The sequence below is a fragment of the Carnobacterium sp. 1290_CSPC genome, assembly GCF_001053265.1.
Lineage (GTDB): Bacteria > Bacillota > Bacilli > Lactobacillales > Aerococcaceae > Aerococcus > Aerococcus urinaeequi.
Genome location: NZ_JVVG01000053.1, coordinates 17,261 through 33,153 on the forward strand (window position 1 = coordinate 17,261; position 15,893 = coordinate 33,153).

27 protein-coding genes are annotated in these 15,893 nt (G+C 39.4%); 4 read left to right on the top strand and 23 right to left on the bottom strand.

Annotation, left to right across the window (positions count from 1 at the left end):
- Position 1: 1 nt before the first annotated feature.
- From secY to AC973_RS04370, 23 genes are all read right to left on the bottom strand, one after another.
- Complete coding sequence (secY, locus tag AC973_RS04260; protein WP_048727728.1) at positions 2 to 1,303, bottom strand: preprotein translocase subunit SecY; 1,302 nt, start codon at positions 1,301 to 1,303, stop codon at positions 2 to 4.
- The gene (rplO, locus tag AC973_RS04265) at positions 1,303 to 1,743 is read right to left on the bottom strand and encodes a 50S ribosomal protein L15 (RefSeq protein ID WP_016896570.1); all 441 of its coding nucleotides are present in this window, start codon (positions 1,741 to 1,743) and stop codon (positions 1,303 to 1,305) included. Before rplO ends, secY begins: the two co-directional genes overlap by 1 nt.
- 25 nt (positions 1,744 to 1,768) lie before the next feature.
- Entirely contained in the window at positions 1,769 to 1,948 is a 180-nt protein-coding gene (rpmD, locus tag AC973_RS04270) for a 50S ribosomal protein L30 (protein WP_004262600.1), read from the bottom strand.
- A gap of 13 nt (positions 1,949 to 1,961) precedes the next feature.
- Positions 1,962 to 2,474: a 30S ribosomal protein S5 gene (rpsE, locus tag AC973_RS04275; RefSeq protein WP_016896569.1), complete on the bottom strand. Its 513-nt coding sequence runs from the start codon at positions 2,472 to 2,474 to the stop codon at positions 1,962 to 1,964.
- A 21-nt stretch (positions 2,475 to 2,495) separates the two neighbouring features.
- A complete protein-coding gene (gene rplR / locus AC973_RS04280) occupies positions 2,496 to 2,861 on the bottom strand; it encodes a 50S ribosomal protein L18 (protein WP_016896568.1) in 366 nt (121 codons plus the stop codon).
- 92 nt (positions 2,862 to 2,953) lie between these two features.
- Positions 2,954 to 3,490: a 50S ribosomal protein L6 gene (gene rplF / locus AC973_RS04285; protein ID WP_016896567.1), complete on the bottom strand. Its 537-nt coding sequence runs from the start codon at positions 3,488 to 3,490 to the stop codon at positions 2,954 to 2,956.
- Positions 3,491 to 3,539: 49 nt separating this feature from the next.
- Positions 3,540 to 3,938 (bottom strand): 30S ribosomal protein S8, encoded by a 399-nt coding sequence (gene rpsH, locus AC973_RS04290; RefSeq protein ID WP_026465792.1) that lies wholly within the window; start codon positions 3,936 to 3,938, stop codon positions 3,540 to 3,542.
- A gap of 36 nt (positions 3,939 to 3,974) precedes the next feature.
- Entirely contained in the window at positions 3,975 to 4,160 is a 186-nt protein-coding gene (locus AC973_RS04295) for a type Z 30S ribosomal protein S14 (protein ID WP_004262592.1), read from the bottom strand.
- Positions 4,161 to 4,187: 27 nt separating this feature from the next.
- A complete protein-coding gene (rplE, locus tag AC973_RS04300) occupies positions 4,188 to 4,730 on the bottom strand; it encodes a 50S ribosomal protein L5 (protein WP_016896565.1) in 543 nt (180 codons plus the stop codon).
- Positions 4,730 to 5,068: a 50S ribosomal protein L24 gene (gene rplX, locus AC973_RS04305; protein ID WP_004262586.1), complete on the bottom strand. Its 339-nt coding sequence runs from the start codon at positions 5,066 to 5,068 to the stop codon at positions 4,730 to 4,732. The genes rplE and rplX overlap by 1 nt, the downstream gene beginning before the upstream one ends.
- A 32-nt stretch (positions 5,069 to 5,100) precedes the next feature.
- Complete coding sequence (gene rplN, locus AC973_RS04310) at positions 5,101 to 5,469, bottom strand: 50S ribosomal protein L14 (protein WP_004262575.1); 369 nt, start codon at positions 5,467 to 5,469, stop codon at positions 5,101 to 5,103.
- A 27-nt stretch (positions 5,470 to 5,496) separates the two neighbouring features.
- Complete coding sequence (rpsQ, locus tag AC973_RS04315) at positions 5,497 to 5,760, bottom strand: 30S ribosomal protein S17 (RefSeq protein WP_004262572.1); 264 nt, start codon at positions 5,758 to 5,760, stop codon at positions 5,497 to 5,499.
- A 29-nt stretch (positions 5,761 to 5,789) separates the two neighbouring features.
- Positions 5,790 to 5,981: a 50S ribosomal protein L29 gene (rpmC, locus tag AC973_RS04320; RefSeq protein ID WP_004262569.1), complete on the bottom strand. Its 192-nt coding sequence runs from the start codon at positions 5,979 to 5,981 to the stop codon at positions 5,790 to 5,792.
- Positions 5,974 to 6,402 (bottom strand): 50S ribosomal protein L16, encoded by a 429-nt coding sequence (rplP, locus tag AC973_RS04325; protein WP_004262566.1) that lies wholly within the window; start codon positions 6,400 to 6,402, stop codon positions 5,974 to 5,976. The genes rpmC and rplP overlap by 8 nt, the downstream gene beginning before the upstream one ends.
- A gap of 3 nt (positions 6,403 to 6,405) precedes the next feature.
- Positions 6,406 to 7,056, bottom strand: coding sequence for a 30S ribosomal protein S3 (rpsC, locus tag AC973_RS04330; protein ID WP_004262563.1), 651 nt, complete (start codon positions 7,054 to 7,056; stop codon positions 6,406 to 6,408).
- A gap of 3 nt (positions 7,057 to 7,059) precedes the next feature.
- On the bottom strand, positions 7,060 to 7,416 hold the full coding sequence (rplV, locus tag AC973_RS04335; protein ID WP_048727736.1) for a 50S ribosomal protein L22: 357 nt from the start codon (positions 7,414 to 7,416) through the stop codon (positions 7,060 to 7,062).
- A 21-nt stretch (positions 7,417 to 7,437) separates the two neighbouring features.
- Positions 7,438 to 7,716 (bottom strand): 30S ribosomal protein S19, encoded by a 279-nt coding sequence (gene rpsS / locus AC973_RS04340; RefSeq protein ID WP_016896564.1) that lies wholly within the window; start codon positions 7,714 to 7,716, stop codon positions 7,438 to 7,440.
- A gap of 37 nt (positions 7,717 to 7,753) precedes the next feature.
- The gene (gene rplB, locus AC973_RS04345; RefSeq protein WP_016896563.1) at positions 7,754 to 8,587 is read right to left on the bottom strand and encodes a 50S ribosomal protein L2; all 834 of its coding nucleotides are present in this window, start codon (positions 8,585 to 8,587) and stop codon (positions 7,754 to 7,756) included.
- Positions 8,588 to 8,608: 21 nt separating this feature from the next.
- Complete coding sequence (gene rplW / locus AC973_RS04350) at positions 8,609 to 8,899, bottom strand: 50S ribosomal protein L23 (protein ID WP_004262545.1); 291 nt, start codon at positions 8,897 to 8,899, stop codon at positions 8,609 to 8,611.
- The gene (gene rplD / locus AC973_RS04355) at positions 8,899 to 9,522 is read right to left on the bottom strand and encodes a 50S ribosomal protein L4 (protein WP_016896562.1); all 624 of its coding nucleotides are present in this window, start codon (positions 9,520 to 9,522) and stop codon (positions 8,899 to 8,901) included. The genes rplW and rplD overlap by 1 nt, the downstream gene beginning before the upstream one ends.
- A gap of 23 nt (positions 9,523 to 9,545) precedes the next feature.
- Positions 9,546 to 10,181, bottom strand: a complete 636-nt coding sequence (rplC, locus tag AC973_RS04360; RefSeq protein WP_004262542.1) for a 50S ribosomal protein L3 — start codon at positions 10,179 to 10,181, stop codon at positions 9,546 to 9,548.
- A 68-nt stretch (positions 10,182 to 10,249) separates the two neighbouring features.
- Entirely contained in the window at positions 10,250 to 10,558 is a 309-nt protein-coding gene (rpsJ, locus tag AC973_RS04365; protein ID WP_016896561.1) for a 30S ribosomal protein S10, read from the bottom strand.
- A 369-nt stretch (positions 10,559 to 10,927) separates the two neighbouring features.
- On the bottom strand, positions 10,928 to 11,335 hold the full coding sequence (locus AC973_RS04370) for an SseB family protein (RefSeq protein WP_225968931.1): 408 nt from the start codon (positions 11,333 to 11,335) through the stop codon (positions 10,928 to 10,930).
- A 358-nt stretch (positions 11,336 to 11,693) separates the two neighbouring features.
- Here AC973_RS04370 and AC973_RS04375 point away from each other — a divergent pair, with 358 nt between their 5' ends.
- The 4 genes from AC973_RS04375 to AC973_RS04390 all read left to right on the top strand — a co-directional run bounded on the left by AC973_RS04375 (position 11,694) and on the right by AC973_RS04390 (position 15,814).
- Positions 11,694 to 12,536, top strand: coding sequence for an SAM hydrolase/SAM-dependent halogenase family protein (locus tag AC973_RS04375; protein ID WP_048727744.1), 843 nt, complete (start codon positions 11,694 to 11,696; stop codon positions 12,534 to 12,536).
- 70 nt (positions 12,537 to 12,606) lie between these two features.
- Complete coding sequence (locus AC973_RS04380) at positions 12,607 to 13,161, top strand: ECF-type riboflavin transporter substrate-binding protein (RefSeq protein WP_048727747.1); 555 nt, start codon at positions 12,607 to 12,609, stop codon at positions 13,159 to 13,161.
- A gap of 18 nt (positions 13,162 to 13,179) precedes the next feature.
- Positions 13,180 to 14,982: an ABC transporter ATP-binding protein gene (locus AC973_RS04385; RefSeq protein ID WP_048727750.1), complete on the top strand. Its 1,803-nt coding sequence runs from the start codon at positions 13,180 to 13,182 to the stop codon at positions 14,980 to 14,982.
- On the top strand, positions 14,975 to 15,814 hold the full coding sequence (locus AC973_RS04390; protein WP_004262525.1) for an energy-coupling factor transporter transmembrane component T family protein: 840 nt from the start codon (positions 14,975 to 14,977) through the stop codon (positions 15,812 to 15,814). The genes AC973_RS04385 and AC973_RS04390 overlap by 8 nt, the downstream gene beginning before the upstream one ends.
- Positions 15,815 to 15,893: the final 79 nt, after the last annotated feature.

The following is a 15,893-nucleotide window of genomic DNA, read 5'->3' on the forward strand; positions in this document are numbered from 1 at the left end:
CTTATTTATCATGAATAAAGCCAACGTATTGACGTTTAATTGTACGCCCTTCAATTTGTTTTGCAGTGTCTAAAGCAACACCGACAACGATTAGTAAGCTTGTACCACCTAAAGCAATTGATTGTGGCATATCAAAGAAGTATGCCCCTAGTAAAGGTAGAACTGCTACACCCATCAAGAATAGTGAGCCAACTGCACTTAAACGATTTAACATTTTCTGTAAATATTCTTTAGTTGCTAAACCTGGACGGATACTTGGAATATAACCACCAGCTTTTTGCAAGTTTTCTGCAGCACGTTCAGGGTTAATCTGAATATGTGCATAGAAGAATGTGAACAAAATAATGACAATTGCGTAAATAGCAATACCCGCTGGTTGCTCCAAATTAAAGATTGTTGACAATACTTGATACCAAGAAACATCACTATAATCAGCGGCAAATAATCCGAGTACCGTTTGTGGCACCATGATTAATGATGACGCGAAGATAACGGGAATAACACCTGCTGAGTTAATTTTTAATGGTAAATGAGACTTTTGCGATGCCGAATTCGCACGTTTGGAATAACGTACGGGAATTTGACGTTCCGCTTGACTCATGAAAATGACGAACATAATTAATAGGATAAATACAAGAACAAATACTCCTGCATAAATCATTTGTTGATTTAATTCACTGCTAGTAGCATCTACAATGTTATTTTGATAGTAAGACGTTAACTCTGAAGGGATTTGCGCTAGAATACCAGCGAAGATAATGATTGAAGTACCATTACCAATTCCATATTCAGTGATTTGCTCACCAATCCAGACAACAAACATAGATCCGGCAGTCATGAATAAAGCAATCAATAAGTAAGTTACAAAACCTGGATTATCAATTAATCCTAGTGATGACAATGAATTAAATCCTATTGAAATAGCTAAAGCTTGGAAAAAGCCAATTGCTACTGCAAAGAATCTAGTCCATCGATTTAACTTACGACGACCAACTTCACCCTGTTTAGACCACTCTGTAAATGAAGGTATAATCTCCATCTGCAATAGTTGAATAATAATTGATGCGGTTATATACGGTGAAACACCCAATGAAAAGATGGAGTAGCTCGAAAGTGCTCCCCCACCAAGAGTGTTTAGTAGGCTGAATAAACCAGATTCAGCTAACCCTTGAATTCCTGCAGCATTCACGCCCGGGACAGTTATGCTAGCCCCGATACGGAATACAATCAACATGATTGCTGTGAATGCCAAGCGGCTTCTAATATCCTTATCCTGAAATCCATTTTTCAGTATTTGAAACATTAGATCACCTCAATAGAACCCCCAGCGGTCTCAATAGCTTCTTTAGCTGATGCTGAGAATTTAGCTGCTTTAACGGTTAGTTTGCGTTCTAATTCACCATTACCTAAAACTTTGATACCAGATTTTTCTTTTTTAACTAAGCCTGCTTCGATTAAGTCAGCAGCGGTTACAACAGCACCGTCTTCAAATACGTTTAAGTCATCAAGATTGATGATCGCATATTCTTTACGGTTGATGTTTGTAAAACCACGTTTTGGAATACGACGGAACAATGGTGTTTGTCCACCTTCGAAACCTAAACGTACACCACCACCTGAACGAGCTTTTTGACCTTTTTGTCCACGTTTTGATAGTTTACCCCAACCAGAACTTGCACCACGACCTACACGGTGACGTGTGTGACGAGATCCTTCTGAAGGTTGTAATTCATGTAATTTCATCCTGTTAGGCACCTCCTATTCTAGATTATGCTTCTTCAACAACTACTAAGTGAGCAATTTTAGTAATCATACCGTTGATTGCTTCGTTACGAGTTTTAACAACTGTTTTACCAACTTTTGTTAAACCTAGTGCTTGAGCTGTTTTAATTTGGTCTTGAGGACGTCCAATTAAACTGCGTTTTAAAGTAATTTTTACTTCAGTCATTCGAATTTCCTCCTTAACCTAATAATTCTTCCACAGATTTACCGCGTAATGCAGCGACATCTTCTGGAGATTTTAATGATTTAATTGCTTCTAGAGTAGCACGTACGATGTTGATTGGTGAATTAGAACCTAGTGATTTAGAAGTAATATCTGCGATACCACCTAATTCGACTACGGCACGAACTGGACCACCAGCAGCGATACCTGAACCGGCTTGAGCTGGTTTAAGTAATACGTTACCACCGTTAAATTTACCGATAACTTCATGAGGAACAGTTGATCCTGCACGAGGTATAGTAATTAAGTTTTTCTTACCATCTTCAACCGCTTTACGGATTGCTTCTGGTACTTCGGCAGCTTTACCAGTACCTAGACCAACATGGCCATTTCTATCACCGACAACAACAACGGCACCGAAGTTCATACGACGTCCACCTTTAACGGTTTTAGCAACACGATTAATGGCAACAACGCGTTCTTCAAGGTCGTTTTCGTTAATGTTTAATTCTTGAAATGTGTTTGTCATGTTCTTGGCTTCCTCCTTTTCCTAAAATTCTAAGCCGTTTTCACGAGCTGCATCTGCTAAAGCTTGTACACGTCCGTGATATTGGTAGCCACCACGGTCAAATTTTACAACTTTAACGCCTGCTGCTACACCGCGTTCAGCGATAGCTTTACCAACTAATGCTGCACTTTCGGTTTTAGTTGCGGCAGATAATGTTTCTTCGTTTGTAGAGGCACTCGCTACAGTAACACCCGCTACGTCATCAATTAATTGAGCGTAGATGTGTTTGTTAGAACGGAATACGTTCAAGCGTGGGCACTCTGCTGTTCCAGAAATGTTGCGACGAACACGCGCGTGGCGTTTTTGACGTAATTTATTTTTATCTGGTTTGCTGATCAAAATAGTCACCTCTTTGTTAGATTTGTAAGGATGACCTCGTCACCCTTATTTTATAGATAATTTGGATACAAGTAAAAGGAAATAATTGTAAAGAATTACAATTATTTACCAGTTTTACCTTCTTTACGACGAATGTATTCGCCAACATAGTGAATACCTTTACCTTTGTATGGTTCTGGTAAACGAGTTGAACGGATATTCGCTGCTAATTCACCAACAACTTCTTTGTTGATACCTTTGATGTTGATTGTAGTGTTAGTTGGCACTTCGATTTCGATGCCTTCTGGTGCTACGAATTCAACAGGGTGAGATAAACCAACATTGACAGTTAATTTGTTACCTGCTAATTGTGCACGGTAACCAACACCAGTCATTTCAAGTTTCTTTTCGAATCCTTCAGAAACACCAACAACCATGTTGTTTACTAATGCACGAGTAGTTCCGTGGATAGAACGTACTTCTTTGTGGTCATTCGGACGAGTGAAAGTGATTTCTTTCTCTCCGATTTGAATATCAATTACAGGGTTGAACTCACGTGATAATTCGCCTTTAGGGCCTTTAACAGTGATAGTTGAACCAGCTTTTTCTACGGTTACGTTACTAGGAATCTCGATAATTTTGTTACCAATACGACTCATTCTAGACTGCACCTGCCTTTCAATTTTGTTTTTTTATTTTTGTTATTTATTACCAAACGTAAGCTAAAACTTCGCCACCGATGTTTTTAGCACGAGCTGCTTTATCAGTGATAACACCTTCCGATGTTGAAACTAATGCAGTACCTAAACCGTTTAAAACTTTAGGAATTTGATCACTTTTCGCGTATACACGTAAACCTGGTTTAGAGATACGTTTTAAGTTTGTGATTACTCGTTGGTTATCGCTAGTATATTTCATGAATACACGGATAACGTTTTGTTTATCATCTTCGATGATTTCGTAATCTTTGATATATCCTTCTTCTTTAAGGATAGCAGCAATATTTTCTTTGATTTTTGATGATGGACTTTCGAATGATTCGTGGCGCACCATGTTGGCGTTACGAATACGAGTTAAAAAGTCCGCAATTGGATCAGTCATGACCATTACGAGTACACCCTCCTTTACTTAATTACCAGAAATTTACCAGCTTGCTTTTTTGACTCCAGGAATTTCCCCTTTATAGGCAAGTTCACGAAGGCAAATACGGCATAATTTAAATTTACGGTAAACTGAATGTGGGCGTCCACAACGTTCACAACGAGTATATTCTTGAGTAGAATATTTAGCTGGTTTCTTGTTCTTTTCGATCATTGATTTTTTTGCCAAATTACTCACGCCTCCTTCAAGACTTTATTATTTTTGGAATGGCATTCCTAGTTGAGTTAATAATTCTAATGATTCTTCGTCTGAATCAGCAGTTGTAACAATTACGATGTCCATACCACGTACTTTAGATACTTTATCAAAGTCGATTTCTGGGAAGATCAATTGTTCACGGATACCTAATGTGTAGTTACCACGACCATCGAATGAGCGGTTGCTGATACCACGGAAGTCACGTACACGAGGTAGTGATACTGATACTAATTTGTCGAAGAATTCATACATACGTTCGCCACGTAAAGTAACTTTGGTACCGATTGGCATACCTTCACGTAAACGGAAACCAGCGATTGATTTCTTAGCAGTTGTAATAACTGGTTTTTGACCAGCGATTAATGTTAATTCTTCAACAGCGTTTTCTAAGTTTTTCGCGTTAGATACTGCATCACCAACACCCATGTTGATAACGATTTTATCTAATTTAGGTGCTTGCATGATTGAGCTATAGTTAAATTTTTCAATCATTGACGGAACTACTTCATTTTTATATTTTTCTTGTAAACGATTAGCCATTATTCAGCGTCCTCCTCTCCTGATACTGCTTCAGCGATTACTTCGCCTGATTTTTTCGCTACGCGAACACGTTTACCATCTTGTTCTTGGTAACCTACACGTGTTGCTTCGCCTGTTTTAGGGTCTACTAGTTGTACGTTAGATACATGAATAGGTGCTTCAACTTCAATGATACCGCCTTGAGGGTTCATTTGAGTTGGACGTTGATGTTTTTTAACGATGTTAACACCTTCAACAACAACTTTGTCAGCTTTTGGCAAAGCTTGTTTTACACGACCTTGTTTGCCTTTGTCTTTACCGGCAATAACGATAACTGTGTCATTTGCTTTTACTTTCATTTAAACGGGCACCTCCTTATTTTCTTCAGATTTTAGATTACTTCTGGAGCTAATGAAATAATACGCATATAGTTGTTGTCACGTAATTCACGTGCAACTGGACCAAAGATACGTGTTCCACGAGGAGATTTATCGTCACGAATAATTACACATGCATTTTCGTCGAATTTGATGTATGAACCATCTGGACGACGAACGCCGCTCTTAGTACGAACGATAACTGCTTTAACTACATCACCTTTTTTGACAACTCCACCTGGTGTTGCATTTTTAACAGTTGCCACGATAACATCACCAATGTTTGCAGTTTTACGGCCAGATCCGCCTAATACTTTAATTGTTAGGACTTCACGCGCGCCTGAGTTATCTGCTACTTTTAAACGAGTTTCTGATTGAATCATTTATAGAGTACCTCCTTCCAGTTGTTATTAGATAATGATTGATTCTTCAACGATTTCAACAAGACGGAAGTATTTGTCTTTTGACAATGGACGAGTTTCCGCGATGCGGACGATGTCACCCATTTTTGCTGAATTGTTTTCATCATGTGCTTTGTATTTCTTAGAATATTTGATACGTTTACCATATGTTGGATGGAATTTGAAAGTATCAACTTGGACTGTGATTGTTTTTTCCATTTTGTCAGAAACAACACGGCCTTGTAACACTTTACGGTTATTACGTTCTTCCATGGACAGGTTTCCTCCTTTACTGAATTTTCTTACGCTTCTTGATTACGTAACGCAGTTTTAACACGTGCGATATCTTTACGAACAGCTTTAATACGAGCTGTGTTTTCTAATTGACCAGTTGCCAATTGGAATCGTAAGTTGAATAATTCTTGACGATATTCTTGTTCTTTAGCAGTAAGTTCAGCAGTGGAAAGATCTTTAATATCTGTAAATTTAGTCATTAGATTCACCACCAATTTCACGTTTTACGATTTTAGTACGAATAGGTAATTTGTGAGATGCTAAACGCAATGCTTCTTTAGCTACTTCTTCTGGAACGCCGGCAACTTCAAATAAGATTTTACCGCGTTTAACTGGAGATACCCAACCTTCTGGAGCACCTTTACCAGAACCCATACGAACACCAATTGCTTTAGCTGTATAAGATTTATGTGGGAAGATTTTAATCCATACTTTCCCACCACGTTTCATGTAACGTGTCATGGCAATACGAGATGCTTCAATTTGACGGTTAGTGATCCATGCTGAATCTAATGCTTGCAAACCGAATTCACCGTATGCAATTTCTTTTCCGCCTTTAGCTTCGCCACGCATTTTACCACGGAATTCACGTCTGTGTTTTACACGTTTAGGTACTAACATGTTTTAAGCCTCCCCTTGAATATTTTTTGTTGGAAGGATTTCACCACGGCATACCCATGTTTTGATACCGATCTTACCGTAAGTAGTGTCGGCTTCTTCCCATGAGTAGTCGATGTCCGCACGCAATGTATGCAATGGAACTGTTCCTTCTACTTGAGTTTCTGAACGCGCCATGTCGGCACCATTCAAACGACCTGAGATTTGAACTTTGATACCTTTAGCTCCTGATTTCATTGTGCGTTGGATTGCTTGTTTTTGCGCACGACGGAAAGCTACACGGTTTTCTAATTGTTGAGCGATTGACTCACCAACTAATTTAGCGTCTAATTCAGGTTTTTTAATTTCTACAATGTTGATGTGTACTTTTTTACCTGTACGGTTGTTTAAAGTTTTACGTAATGCGTCAACTTCAGAACCACCTTTACCAATAACCATACCCGGTTTAGCAGTGTGGATGTTTACGTTAACTTTGTTTGCAGCACGTTCAATTTCAACTTGAGATACAGAAGCATCTTTTAATGTTTCAGCGATGTATTCGCGGATATGTAAGTCTTCGTGTAAAGTATCTGCAAAGTCTTTTTCTGCATACCAACGAGCGTCCCAATCTTTGATGACGCCGATACGCATACCGATAGGATTAATCTTTTGTCCCATTAATTATGCCTCCTCTGCTGTTTTTACTACCACTGTAATGTGGCTTGTACGTTTGTTGATTCTAGAAGCTGTACCTTTCGCACGTGGACGGAAACGTTTCATCGTTGGTCCTTCATTTACGAATGCTTCGCTTACTACTAAGTTAGCTGGCTCTAAGCCAAAGTTGTGTTCTGCGTTTGCAATTGCAGACATTAACACTTTCTCTACAGCAGGAGATGCTGAACGAGGAGTGTTTTTTAAGATTGCAATAGCTTCACCGACAGTTTTGTTGCGGATTAAATCAACAACTAAACGTGCTTTACGAGCAGAAACGCGAACTGTGTTTGCAGTTGCTTTTGCAGATGTAATTTGTTCTGCCATTCTTTATTTCCTCCTCTCAGATTAACGACGAGTTGTCTTGTCGTCAGCGCCATGTCCTTTGTATGTACGAGTTGGTACGAATTCACCTAGTTTGTGACCTACCATATCTTCTTGGATAAAAACTGGTACATGTTTACGGCCATCGTATACAGCAATTGTTAACCCAACAAAGTTAGGGAAAATTGTTGAACGGCGTGACCATGTTTTGATTACTTGTTTCTTTTGTGCGTCTTGTTGTGCAACCACTTTTTTCATTAAATGGTCATCACAAAAAGGTCCTTTTTTCAAGCTACGGCTCATATTTATTTGGCTCCCTTCGCTATCCTATTTAATGTGATTACTTAGAGTTACGACGACGTACAATTAATTTATTGCTACGTGCGTTCTTATCACGAGTCTTAATACCACGTGCAGGTTTACCCCATGGAGTCATTGGACTTGGACGTCCGACTGGAGCTTTACCTTCACCACCACCGTGAGGGTGATCGTTAGGGTTCATTACAGAACCACGAACAGTTGGACGTTTACCTGCCCAACGAGAGCGTCCTGCTTTACCTACGTTGATTAAGCTGTGTTGTTCGTTACCAACAACACCAATTGTTGCACGACAAGTACCTAAGATCATACGAACTTCACCAGAAGTTAATTTGATCAATACGTATTTGTCTTCTTTACCTAACACTTGAGCGCTAGCACCAGCAGAGCGAACTAATTGTCCACCTTTACCAGGTTTAGTTTCAATGTTATGTACTAAAGTACCAACTGGAATGTTTTTCAATGGTAATGCATTACCAACTTTGATATCTGCTGCTTCACCAGAAGAAATACGAGCACCAACTTGTAAACCTTTAGGTGCGATGATGTAAGTCTTAATACCATCTGTATAGTGGATTAACGCAATATTAGCTGAACGGTTTGGATCGTACTCAATAGCTTTCACTAAACCTTCAACGTTGTCTTTATTACGTTTGAAGTCAATGATACGGTAAGCTTGTTTGTGTCCACCACCGTGATGACGAACTGTAATGCGACCGTTGTTGTTACGACCAGCACGTTTGCTTTGTGATTCTAACAATGTTTTTTCAGGAGTTGTTTTAGTGATTTCTGAGAAATCTGAACCTGACATGTTACGACGACCGTTAGTCGTTGCTTTATATGTTTTTATCGCCACGTGAATTTCCTCCTATCTTAATTATTCTGCTTCGTTTCCGAAGATTTCGATTGATTGACCTTCAGCGATGGTTACGATTGCTTTACGGCGTTTACGTGTATAACCAGCAAAACGTCCCATACGTTTTAATTTACCGCGAACGTTCATGATGTTTACGTTTTTCACGTCTACGTTGAACAATTCTTCGATTGCTTGTTTAACTTCTGTTTTATTTGCTTTAACAGCTACTTCAAAAGTGTATTTGTTTTCGTCCATTTTCAACATTGATTCTTCAGTGATGATTGGGCGAATGATTACGTCGTGTGCCAACATTATGCTAGTACCTCCTCTACGTTAGAAAGTGCTGCTTTTGTAATGATGACTTTTTCAGAGTTAACTAAGTCGAATACGTTAACGTTGTTTTCATCAACTACTTTTACGTTTGGTAAGTTACGAGCTGATAATTGTGCGTTGTCGTTGTCTTTATTGATTACAACTAAAACTTTATTTTCAACTTGTAAGTTATTCAACACTTCTTGGAATAATTTAGTTTTTGGTGTTTCGAATGCTAATTCATCAACAACGATAAAGTTGTTTTCTGCTACCTTATTAGATAATGCAGAGCGTAAAGCTAAACGACGAACTTTACGAGGTAATTTGTAAGCATATGAACGAGGTGTTGGTCCGAATGCACGGCCACCGCCTACCCATTGTGGAGAGCGGATTGAACCTTGACGAGCACGACCTGTACCTTTTTGACGCCATGGTTTACGTCCACCACCGCTAACTTCTGAACGTCCTTTAACTTTGTGGGTGCCTTGACGTAATGAAGCTTGTTGCATAATAACTACATCGTAAATTGCATTTTCATTTGGTTCAATTGCGAAGACTTCATCGTTTAATGTGATTTCGCCAGCTTGTGAACCGTCTTGTTTAAATAATGTAATGTTTGCCATGAAACTGTTCCTCCTTCCTGGTATTATTCAGCAGATTTAACTGCAGATTTGATTGTTACCATAGATTTTTTAGCACCTGGAACGTTACCTTTGATTAAGATGACGTTGCGCTCTGCATCTACTTTAACGATTTCTAGGTTTTGGATAGTGATTTGAGTACCACCAGTTTGTCCTGGTAAGTTTTTACCCTTGAATACTTTAGAAGCATCCGACGCCATACCCATTGAACCTGGGCTGCGGTGGTAATGAGAACCGTGTGACATAGGTCCACGTGATTGACCATGACGCTTGATAGCACCTTGGAATCCTTTACCTTTTGAAGTACCCGTAACATCAACGATGTCTCCTGCTTGGAAGATATCAACCTTGATTTCTGATCCAACTTCGTAATCTCCTAGCTCAACATCTTTGAATTCTTTAATGAAGCGCTTAGGAGTAGTTTCTGCTTTTGCTACATGACCTTTGTGAGGTTTGTTTGCCAATACTTCACGTTTGTTGTCAAAACCAACTTGAATAGCTTCGTAGCCATCAGTTTCGTTTGTTTTAGCTTGTAAAACAACGTTTGGTTGTGCTTCGATAACTGTAACTGGTACTAATTCACCAGTTTCTGTAAAGAATTGTGTCATACCTACTTTTTTTCCTAAGATTCCTTTAGTCATGAGTACACCTCCGTATAATTTTTTTATTTAATAATTGGGTTAACTAATTTGTTTCGATGATTCTGGAATTATAATTTGATTTCGATGTCTACGCCTGATGGTAAATCTAATTTCATTAACGCATCAACAGTTTTTGGTGTTGGGTTAACGATGTCGATTAAACGTTTGTGCGTACGCATTTCGAATTGTTCACGTGAATCCTTGTATTTATGTGTTGCACGGATTACTGTGAATAATGAGCGTTCAGTAGGCAATGGAATTGGGCCTGATACTTCTGCTCCTGTACGTTGTGCAGTATCAACAATTTTAGCTGCTGATTGATCTAATGCACGGTGTTCGTAAGCTTTTAAACGAATACGAATTTTTTGTTTTGCCATGACTTTTTCCTCCTCGTCATATTTTAAATTTGACTTGCTCCGTATGAATTACCGGCCACCCTTATGGCAATGCTACCGGGTGTGTCGCAACCTCATACATCACTGCTTATTGGTGTATCAACGTTTGCACGCAAATACTGTTGCTCCGTATAAAACGGCACCCAATTAGTATACAAAATTAAACTAGGCAGTGCAAGCTTTTTCTCGTCTTTTTTTCAAAAAAATCCTTATTTATCGCTATTTCTTTATTAAAGGCCATTTTTTGGCGGTTATTGCCAACGCTACCTAGTGTATCATTTCGAAATATTTTACAAGGCGGTTGCCATTTCTTAGCAACGCGCCCTACTGTGTCATCTTTCAATAGGTATATTATACATGTTTTATCGCGTACTGCCATACCTTTTCGATGATACTTTGATTAAATTTTGCTTTGGTGGTCCAAGGATTGACGATAAAGCTATCAATAGGGTTGTCTGTGGTTAAAACCATCAAGGCAATCTGTTTAAAAGTCATTTGCTGAGTCGAAACATTATCTGCTTTAGATGCGTATTGGCTAGCTTGATCTTTGTCCGTGAAAGTCACAAGCTCTCGTTTTCCCTTTTCTTTGTCGTAAGTTAACCAGATACTTTTGTCGGCTGGTGTCCCCTCTAGTTGGATAGCGTATAAGTGGGCGGTCGCCATCGTGGTCAACATAGCCAGCGTTGTTAACGGATTGGGATCTGCCTTATATGCGGTCAATACTTCTATTAAACTTTGCTTGCCGAATGGCTGCGTCATTAAATCTTGCCTTCCTTTCATTTTTCTTCTATATAATAACTGTATAATCATTCTTATTTGTTATTCGCTATTGAGTTCTCGGAAAATAGCATTCTCTCCTTTAGATGGTCGTCAGCTAATCCGGACCAGCTTTTTCAAATAAGAATTACTTCTATATTATAGCGAATTCATGCTTTAGGTGTTTATTGTAACAAATGACTGTTCAAAAATCATATATCTCCACTTGGACCGAACAAGTTTACCTATCACTTGCGATAGCTTATATCTTGCGAAATTCATTTGACAGTGATTGTTAAATGCCCACAAGTTGCGTATGATAAGCCTATAACAGGATATTATATCATTGGAGGATACAGATATGACGAATAGTTTCTTAGTATTACAAACTGACTTCGGTTTAGGTGATGGTGCGGTAGCAGCAATGTACGGAGTGGCTTACACAGTAGACTCAGCTTTAACAGTTGCTAACTTAACCCACGAAATTCCTGCTTACGATATTTTCGCCGCTTCTTATCGCCTATTACAAACCATTAAATATTGGCCAGCAAATACAGTCTTCGTTTCTGTAGTCGATCCTGGTGTTGGTTCTGCACGTAAATCTGTTGTAGCGAAAACTGACTCAGGTCATTATATTGTAACGCCTGACAACGGCACCTTAACTCACGTGGCTAAACACATCGGCCTTGAATCTGTGAAGGAAATCGATGAAATTAAAAACCGCTTACCACATTCTGAAGAATCACATACCTTCCATGGACGTGACGTTTACGTTTATAACGGTGCTAAACTAGCACAAGACGCGTCTTACTATGACGAATTGAAAAATAATATCCCTGTTGATGCGGTGACTAGCTTCAAACTAGGCGACTTGCGTTTAGCTGACAACACTATTTACGGAACTATCGATATACTAGACGTCCGCTTTGGTTCACTGTGGACGAATATCTCTTCAACTATGCTAAAAGAAGCGGGCATTCAAAACGGTGACACCATTTCGGTTACTATTTACCATAACGGCATTAAACATTATCAAAACCATATTTTATTCGGCCATTCATTCGCTGATGTACCTGTTGGTGAACCAGTGGGTTATATCAACTCATTATTGAATTTGGGTGTAGCCATTAACCAACAAAACTTCTCTGAAACATACGGTGTAGGTACTGGTGTGGATTGGAATATTGAAATCACTAAAATTTAATTGCTAAGCTTATATTCGAACGCATACACAAGTGCTATTATATAGAAGAAACATTCAAAGGAGAATAAAAATGAATAAAAAACAATCATCTATTACAACCCTAGTTGCTATCGGTGTGGGTGCAGCCGTATTCTTTATCTTAGGTCGCTTCCTATCTATCCCGACTGGTATTCCAAATACAAGTATTGAAACAACCTATCCCTTCTTAGCTTTAATGGCTACTATCTTTGGACCATTTGCTGGTCTATTCATTGGTTTAATCGGTCACGCTATCAAAGACCTATTAACATACGGTTTGTGGTGGTCATGGGTACTAACATCTGGTTTTGCTGGTTATGGTTTTGGTATCGTAGGTCGTCGTTTAAAAGTAAACGAAGGTATTTTTACACTGAAAGATGCAATTCAATTCAATATTGGTCAAGTTATCGTGAACGTGTTATCATGGGTTGTCATTGCACCAGTCTTAGACATTTTAATTTATTCTGAACCTGCCAACAAAGTTTTCTTACAAGGTGGTGTTTCTGCACTTGTTAACGCATTATCTGTTGGTATTATTGGTACATTGTTACTTAAAGGATATGCTTCTACACGTACGAAATCAGGAAGTTTGCGTAAAGAGCAATAATAGAAAGTAGTTTTTATTATGAATAACGTATTTACAACAGAGCCGGTGGACTTGAATGTCACACCGGCTATTGAATTTAAAAATGTATCTTTTCGCTATGCGAGTCAAGCGGACTTAAATCTACACGATTTGTCATTTGCCATTTATCCTGGTGAGAAAGTACTTATTATCGGACCTTCAGGTTCTGGGAAATCCACTATCGGAAAAATGATTAATGGGCAAATCCCCAATACCTTTGACGGTGATTTCACAGGTGATATTTTTATTAACGGGCAATCAATTAAAGGACAGTCAATTTTTGACCTTTCACTACAAGTTGGTACCGTCTTGCAAGATACCGATGGTCAATTTGTTGGCTTAACAGTAGCTGAAGACCTAGCCTTTGCTTTAGAAAATGATTATGTTGATCAAGGAGAAATGGTAAACAAGGTAAATGCCTGGGCTACTACATTAGATCTTCATGACTTATTAAATGCCAAACCTCAAGCCTTGTCAGGCGGGCAGAAACAACGGGTATCTATTGGTGGGGTTTTAATTGACGAATCACCGATTGCCCTATTTGATGAACCATTAGCTAATCAAGACCCAGCATCGGGCTTAGCAACCATGGCACTCATTGGTCAGCTAAATGCGTCTGAACAATTAACGACGATTGTGATCGAGCATCGTCTGGAGGAAACCCTGATTGCTGATATTGATCGCGTAATCGTGATTGAAGACGGCCATTTGGTGGGCGATATGTCCGTTGACGCGTTGCTACGTTCTGATTTGTTGGACCAAATTGGAGTTCGTCAACCCCTCTATTTGGATGCTTTTGCTTATGCTGGGGTCTCCTTGGATCAATTTCAACGCCTTGGTGCCTTTACACCTGACCTAGTAACGCCTAAGGTGGCGCAGGAGTTAACGACTTGGTATGATAGTCAGGTTGAAACGAGCCAAAATGTCCAACAGACCCCAATTGTTCAACTCGATGATGTTGCTTTTCGCTATCAAGATGCGCCTCTGATTTCCGATATGCATCTGACAATCTACGATGGGGAACTCATTTCGTTGGTCGGCACGAATGGGGCTGGCAAATCAACGCTCGCTAAGCTCCTGTGTGGTTTTGAGCGTCCTGATGCGGGGACAATTACCTTGTTCGGTCAAGATGCGGCAAATCTATCGATTAAGGAAATTGCAGATAATATAGGCTATGTCATGCAGAATCCAAATTTGATGATTTCAAAGAATATTCTGGCGGATGAGGTGGCTGCGGGTTTAATCAATCGCGGTTTGTACCAGTATGCAACGGATGAGGCCTTACAGGAACGTGTGGGTCATGCGTTGACCATTTGTGGTCTATATCCCTATCGTAATTGGCCAATTTCGGCACTATCTTATGGGCAAAAAAGACGCGCGACGATTGCAAGCATTCTAGTCTTAAATCCAAAGCTCTTGATTTTGGATGAACCTACGGCTGGACAAGATTATAAACACTACACGGATATGATGACATTTATTCAAGAATTGAATGCTACCGAAGGAATCACCATATTGATGATTACCCACGATATGCATTTGATGCAGGAATACTCTAATCGAACCATCGTACTACATGATGGAAAAATCCTAGCAGATGATAAACCTTCTGCCGTTCTTTCTAATGAATATTTGATGAAGCAAGCACATTTGGCACCGACTAGCATTTATCAGTTAGCCAAGACATTGCCTAATATCGCACCGACAAACTTTATTGATACCTTCATTCGCTTTGAACGAAATCTTCCAACAGTTAACCCAACGACAGCAGGTATAGAAAGGAGCGTGACTGACTATGGCTAAAACACAAGCCCAAACATTAGGCTACATTGCCCATGACACGCCACTTCACCGTTTATCTGGTGCAACCAAGTTAATTGCCTTTATCACCCTTTCGGTTATTGCCATGACATCCTACGATACAAGATTTCTGATTGGCTTGGGTATTTTGTCGCTTGTACTCTTTTGGCTTTCCAAGATTCGATGGTCTGAAGTGAATACAGTCATTTACTTTATCCTCTTCTTCTCTATTTTGAACCTAATTACGATCTATATTTTCGAACCAGAATACGGGGTTCAACTCTATGGATCACGTACGGTGATTGCTGAAGGTATTGGTCGTTATACCATCACTCAGGAACAACTATTCTATGAGTTTAATCTGTTTGTTAAATATTTCTCGACCATACCCCTGGCTTTAATTTTTATCTTAACGACAAACCCTAGTGAGTTTGCTTCTTCCTTAAACCGGATTGGGGTTTCCTACCGTATTGCTTATGCTGTGGCCTTAGCCTTACGCTATATTCCGGATATCCAAAGTCAATTCTTTGCTGTTCGTCAAAGCCAACAAGCGCGCGGGATTGAAATGTCAAAAAAGGCGCCCTTTTTCCAACGCATTAAGCGTTCGGCTCAGGTTATCATGCCTTTGATATTTTCTAGTCTCGACCGCATTGAAGTGATTAGCCAATCGATGGAATTGCGTCGTTTTGGTAAAGAAAATCGACGTACATGGTATAGCGCACGCCCCTTCAAGCGTGGGGATTTCCTTGCCCTGTTTGTGACAGTCATCATTGTAGCGATTGGTATATATCTATTCTTTACCAATGGTGGTCGTTTCTATAATCCATTTCAATAACAAAAAAGGTAGCCCGAAAGTTTCATGTACTTTCGGACTACCTTTTTATTTTGCCTAAAGTTTCAAATCAGATGGCGGT

Bases quoted from the DNA above. Each gene is read 5' to 3' on its own strand.
- rpmC (WP_004262569.1), bottom strand. From the start codon at position 5,981: ATGACTAAATTTACAGATATTAAAGATCTTTCCACTGCTGAACTTACT.
- AC973_RS04385 (WP_048727750.1), top strand. From the start codon at position 13,180: ATGAATAACGTATTTACAACAGAGCCGGTGGACTTGAATGTCACACCG.
- rpsC (WP_004262563.1), bottom strand. From the start codon at position 7,056: ATGGGACAAAAGATTAATCCTATCGGTATGCGTATCGGCGTCATCAAA.
- secY (WP_048727728.1), bottom strand. From the start codon at position 1,303: ATGTTTCAAATACTGAAAAATGGATTTCAGGATAAGGATATTAGAAGC.
- rpsE (WP_016896569.1), bottom strand. From the start codon at position 2,474: ATGACAAACACATTTCAAGAATTAAACATTAACGAAAACGACCTTGAA.
- rplC (WP_004262542.1), bottom strand. From the start codon at position 10,181: ATGACTAAAGGAATCTTAGGAAAAAAAGTAGGTATGACACAATTCTTT.
- rplX (WP_004262586.1), bottom strand. From the start codon at position 5,068: ATGAAAGTAAAAGCAAATGACACAGTTATCGTTATTGCCGGTAAAGAC.
- rpsH (WP_026465792.1), bottom strand. From the start codon at position 3,938: ATGGTCATGACTGATCCAATTGCGGACTTTTTAACTCGTATTCGTAAC.
- rplN (WP_004262575.1), bottom strand. From the start codon at position 5,469: ATGATTCAATCAGAAACTCGTTTAAAAGTAGCAGATAACTCAGGCGCG.
- rplD (WP_016896562.1), bottom strand. From the start codon at position 9,522: ATGGCAAACATTACATTATTTAAACAAGACGGTTCACAAGCTGGCGAA.
- AC973_RS04390 (WP_004262525.1), top strand. From the start codon at position 14,975: ATGGCTAAAACACAAGCCCAAACATTAGGCTACATTGCCCATGACACG.
- rpsJ (WP_016896561.1), bottom strand. From the start codon at position 10,558: ATGGCAAAACAAAAAATTCGTATTCGTTTAAAAGCTTACGAACACCGT.
- rplV (WP_048727736.1), bottom strand. From the start codon at position 7,416: ATGGCAGAACAAATTACATCTGCAAAAGCAACTGCAAACACAGTTCGC.
- rplO (WP_016896570.1), bottom strand. From the start codon at position 1,743: ATGAAATTACATGAATTACAACCTTCAGAAGGATCTCGTCACACACGT.
- rpsQ (WP_004262572.1), bottom strand. From the start codon at position 5,760: ATGGAAGAACGTAATAACCGTAAAGTGTTACAAGGCCGTGTTGTTTCT.
- rplW (WP_004262545.1), bottom strand. From the start codon at position 8,899: ATGTTGGCACACGACGTAATCATTCGCCCAATCATCACTGAAGAATCA.
- AC973_RS04370 (WP_225968931.1), bottom strand. From the start codon at position 11,335: ATGACGCAGCCATTCGGCAAGCAAAGTTTAATAGAAGTATTGACCGCA.
- rpsS (WP_016896564.1), bottom strand. From the start codon at position 7,716: ATGAGCCGTAGCTTGAAAAAAGGACCTTTTTGTGATGACCATTTAATG.
- rpmD (WP_004262600.1), bottom strand. From the start codon at position 1,948: ATGACTGAAGTAAAAATTACTTTAAAACGCAGTTTAATTGGACGTCCT.
- AC973_RS04380 (WP_048727747.1), top strand. From the start codon at position 12,607: ATGAATAAAAAACAATCATCTATTACAACCCTAGTTGCTATCGGTGTG.
- AC973_RS04375 (WP_048727744.1), top strand. From the start codon at position 11,694: ATGACGAATAGTTTCTTAGTATTACAAACTGACTTCGGTTTAGGTGAT.
- rplE (WP_016896565.1), bottom strand. From the start codon at position 4,730: ATGGCTAATCGTTTACAAGAAAAATATAAAAATGAAGTAGTTCCGTCA.
- rplF (WP_016896567.1), bottom strand. From the start codon at position 3,490: ATGAGTCGTATTGGTAACAAAATTATCGAGATTCCTAGTAACGTAACC.
- rplP (WP_004262566.1), bottom strand. From the start codon at position 6,402: ATGTTAGTACCTAAACGTGTAAAACACAGACGTGAATTCCGTGGTAAA.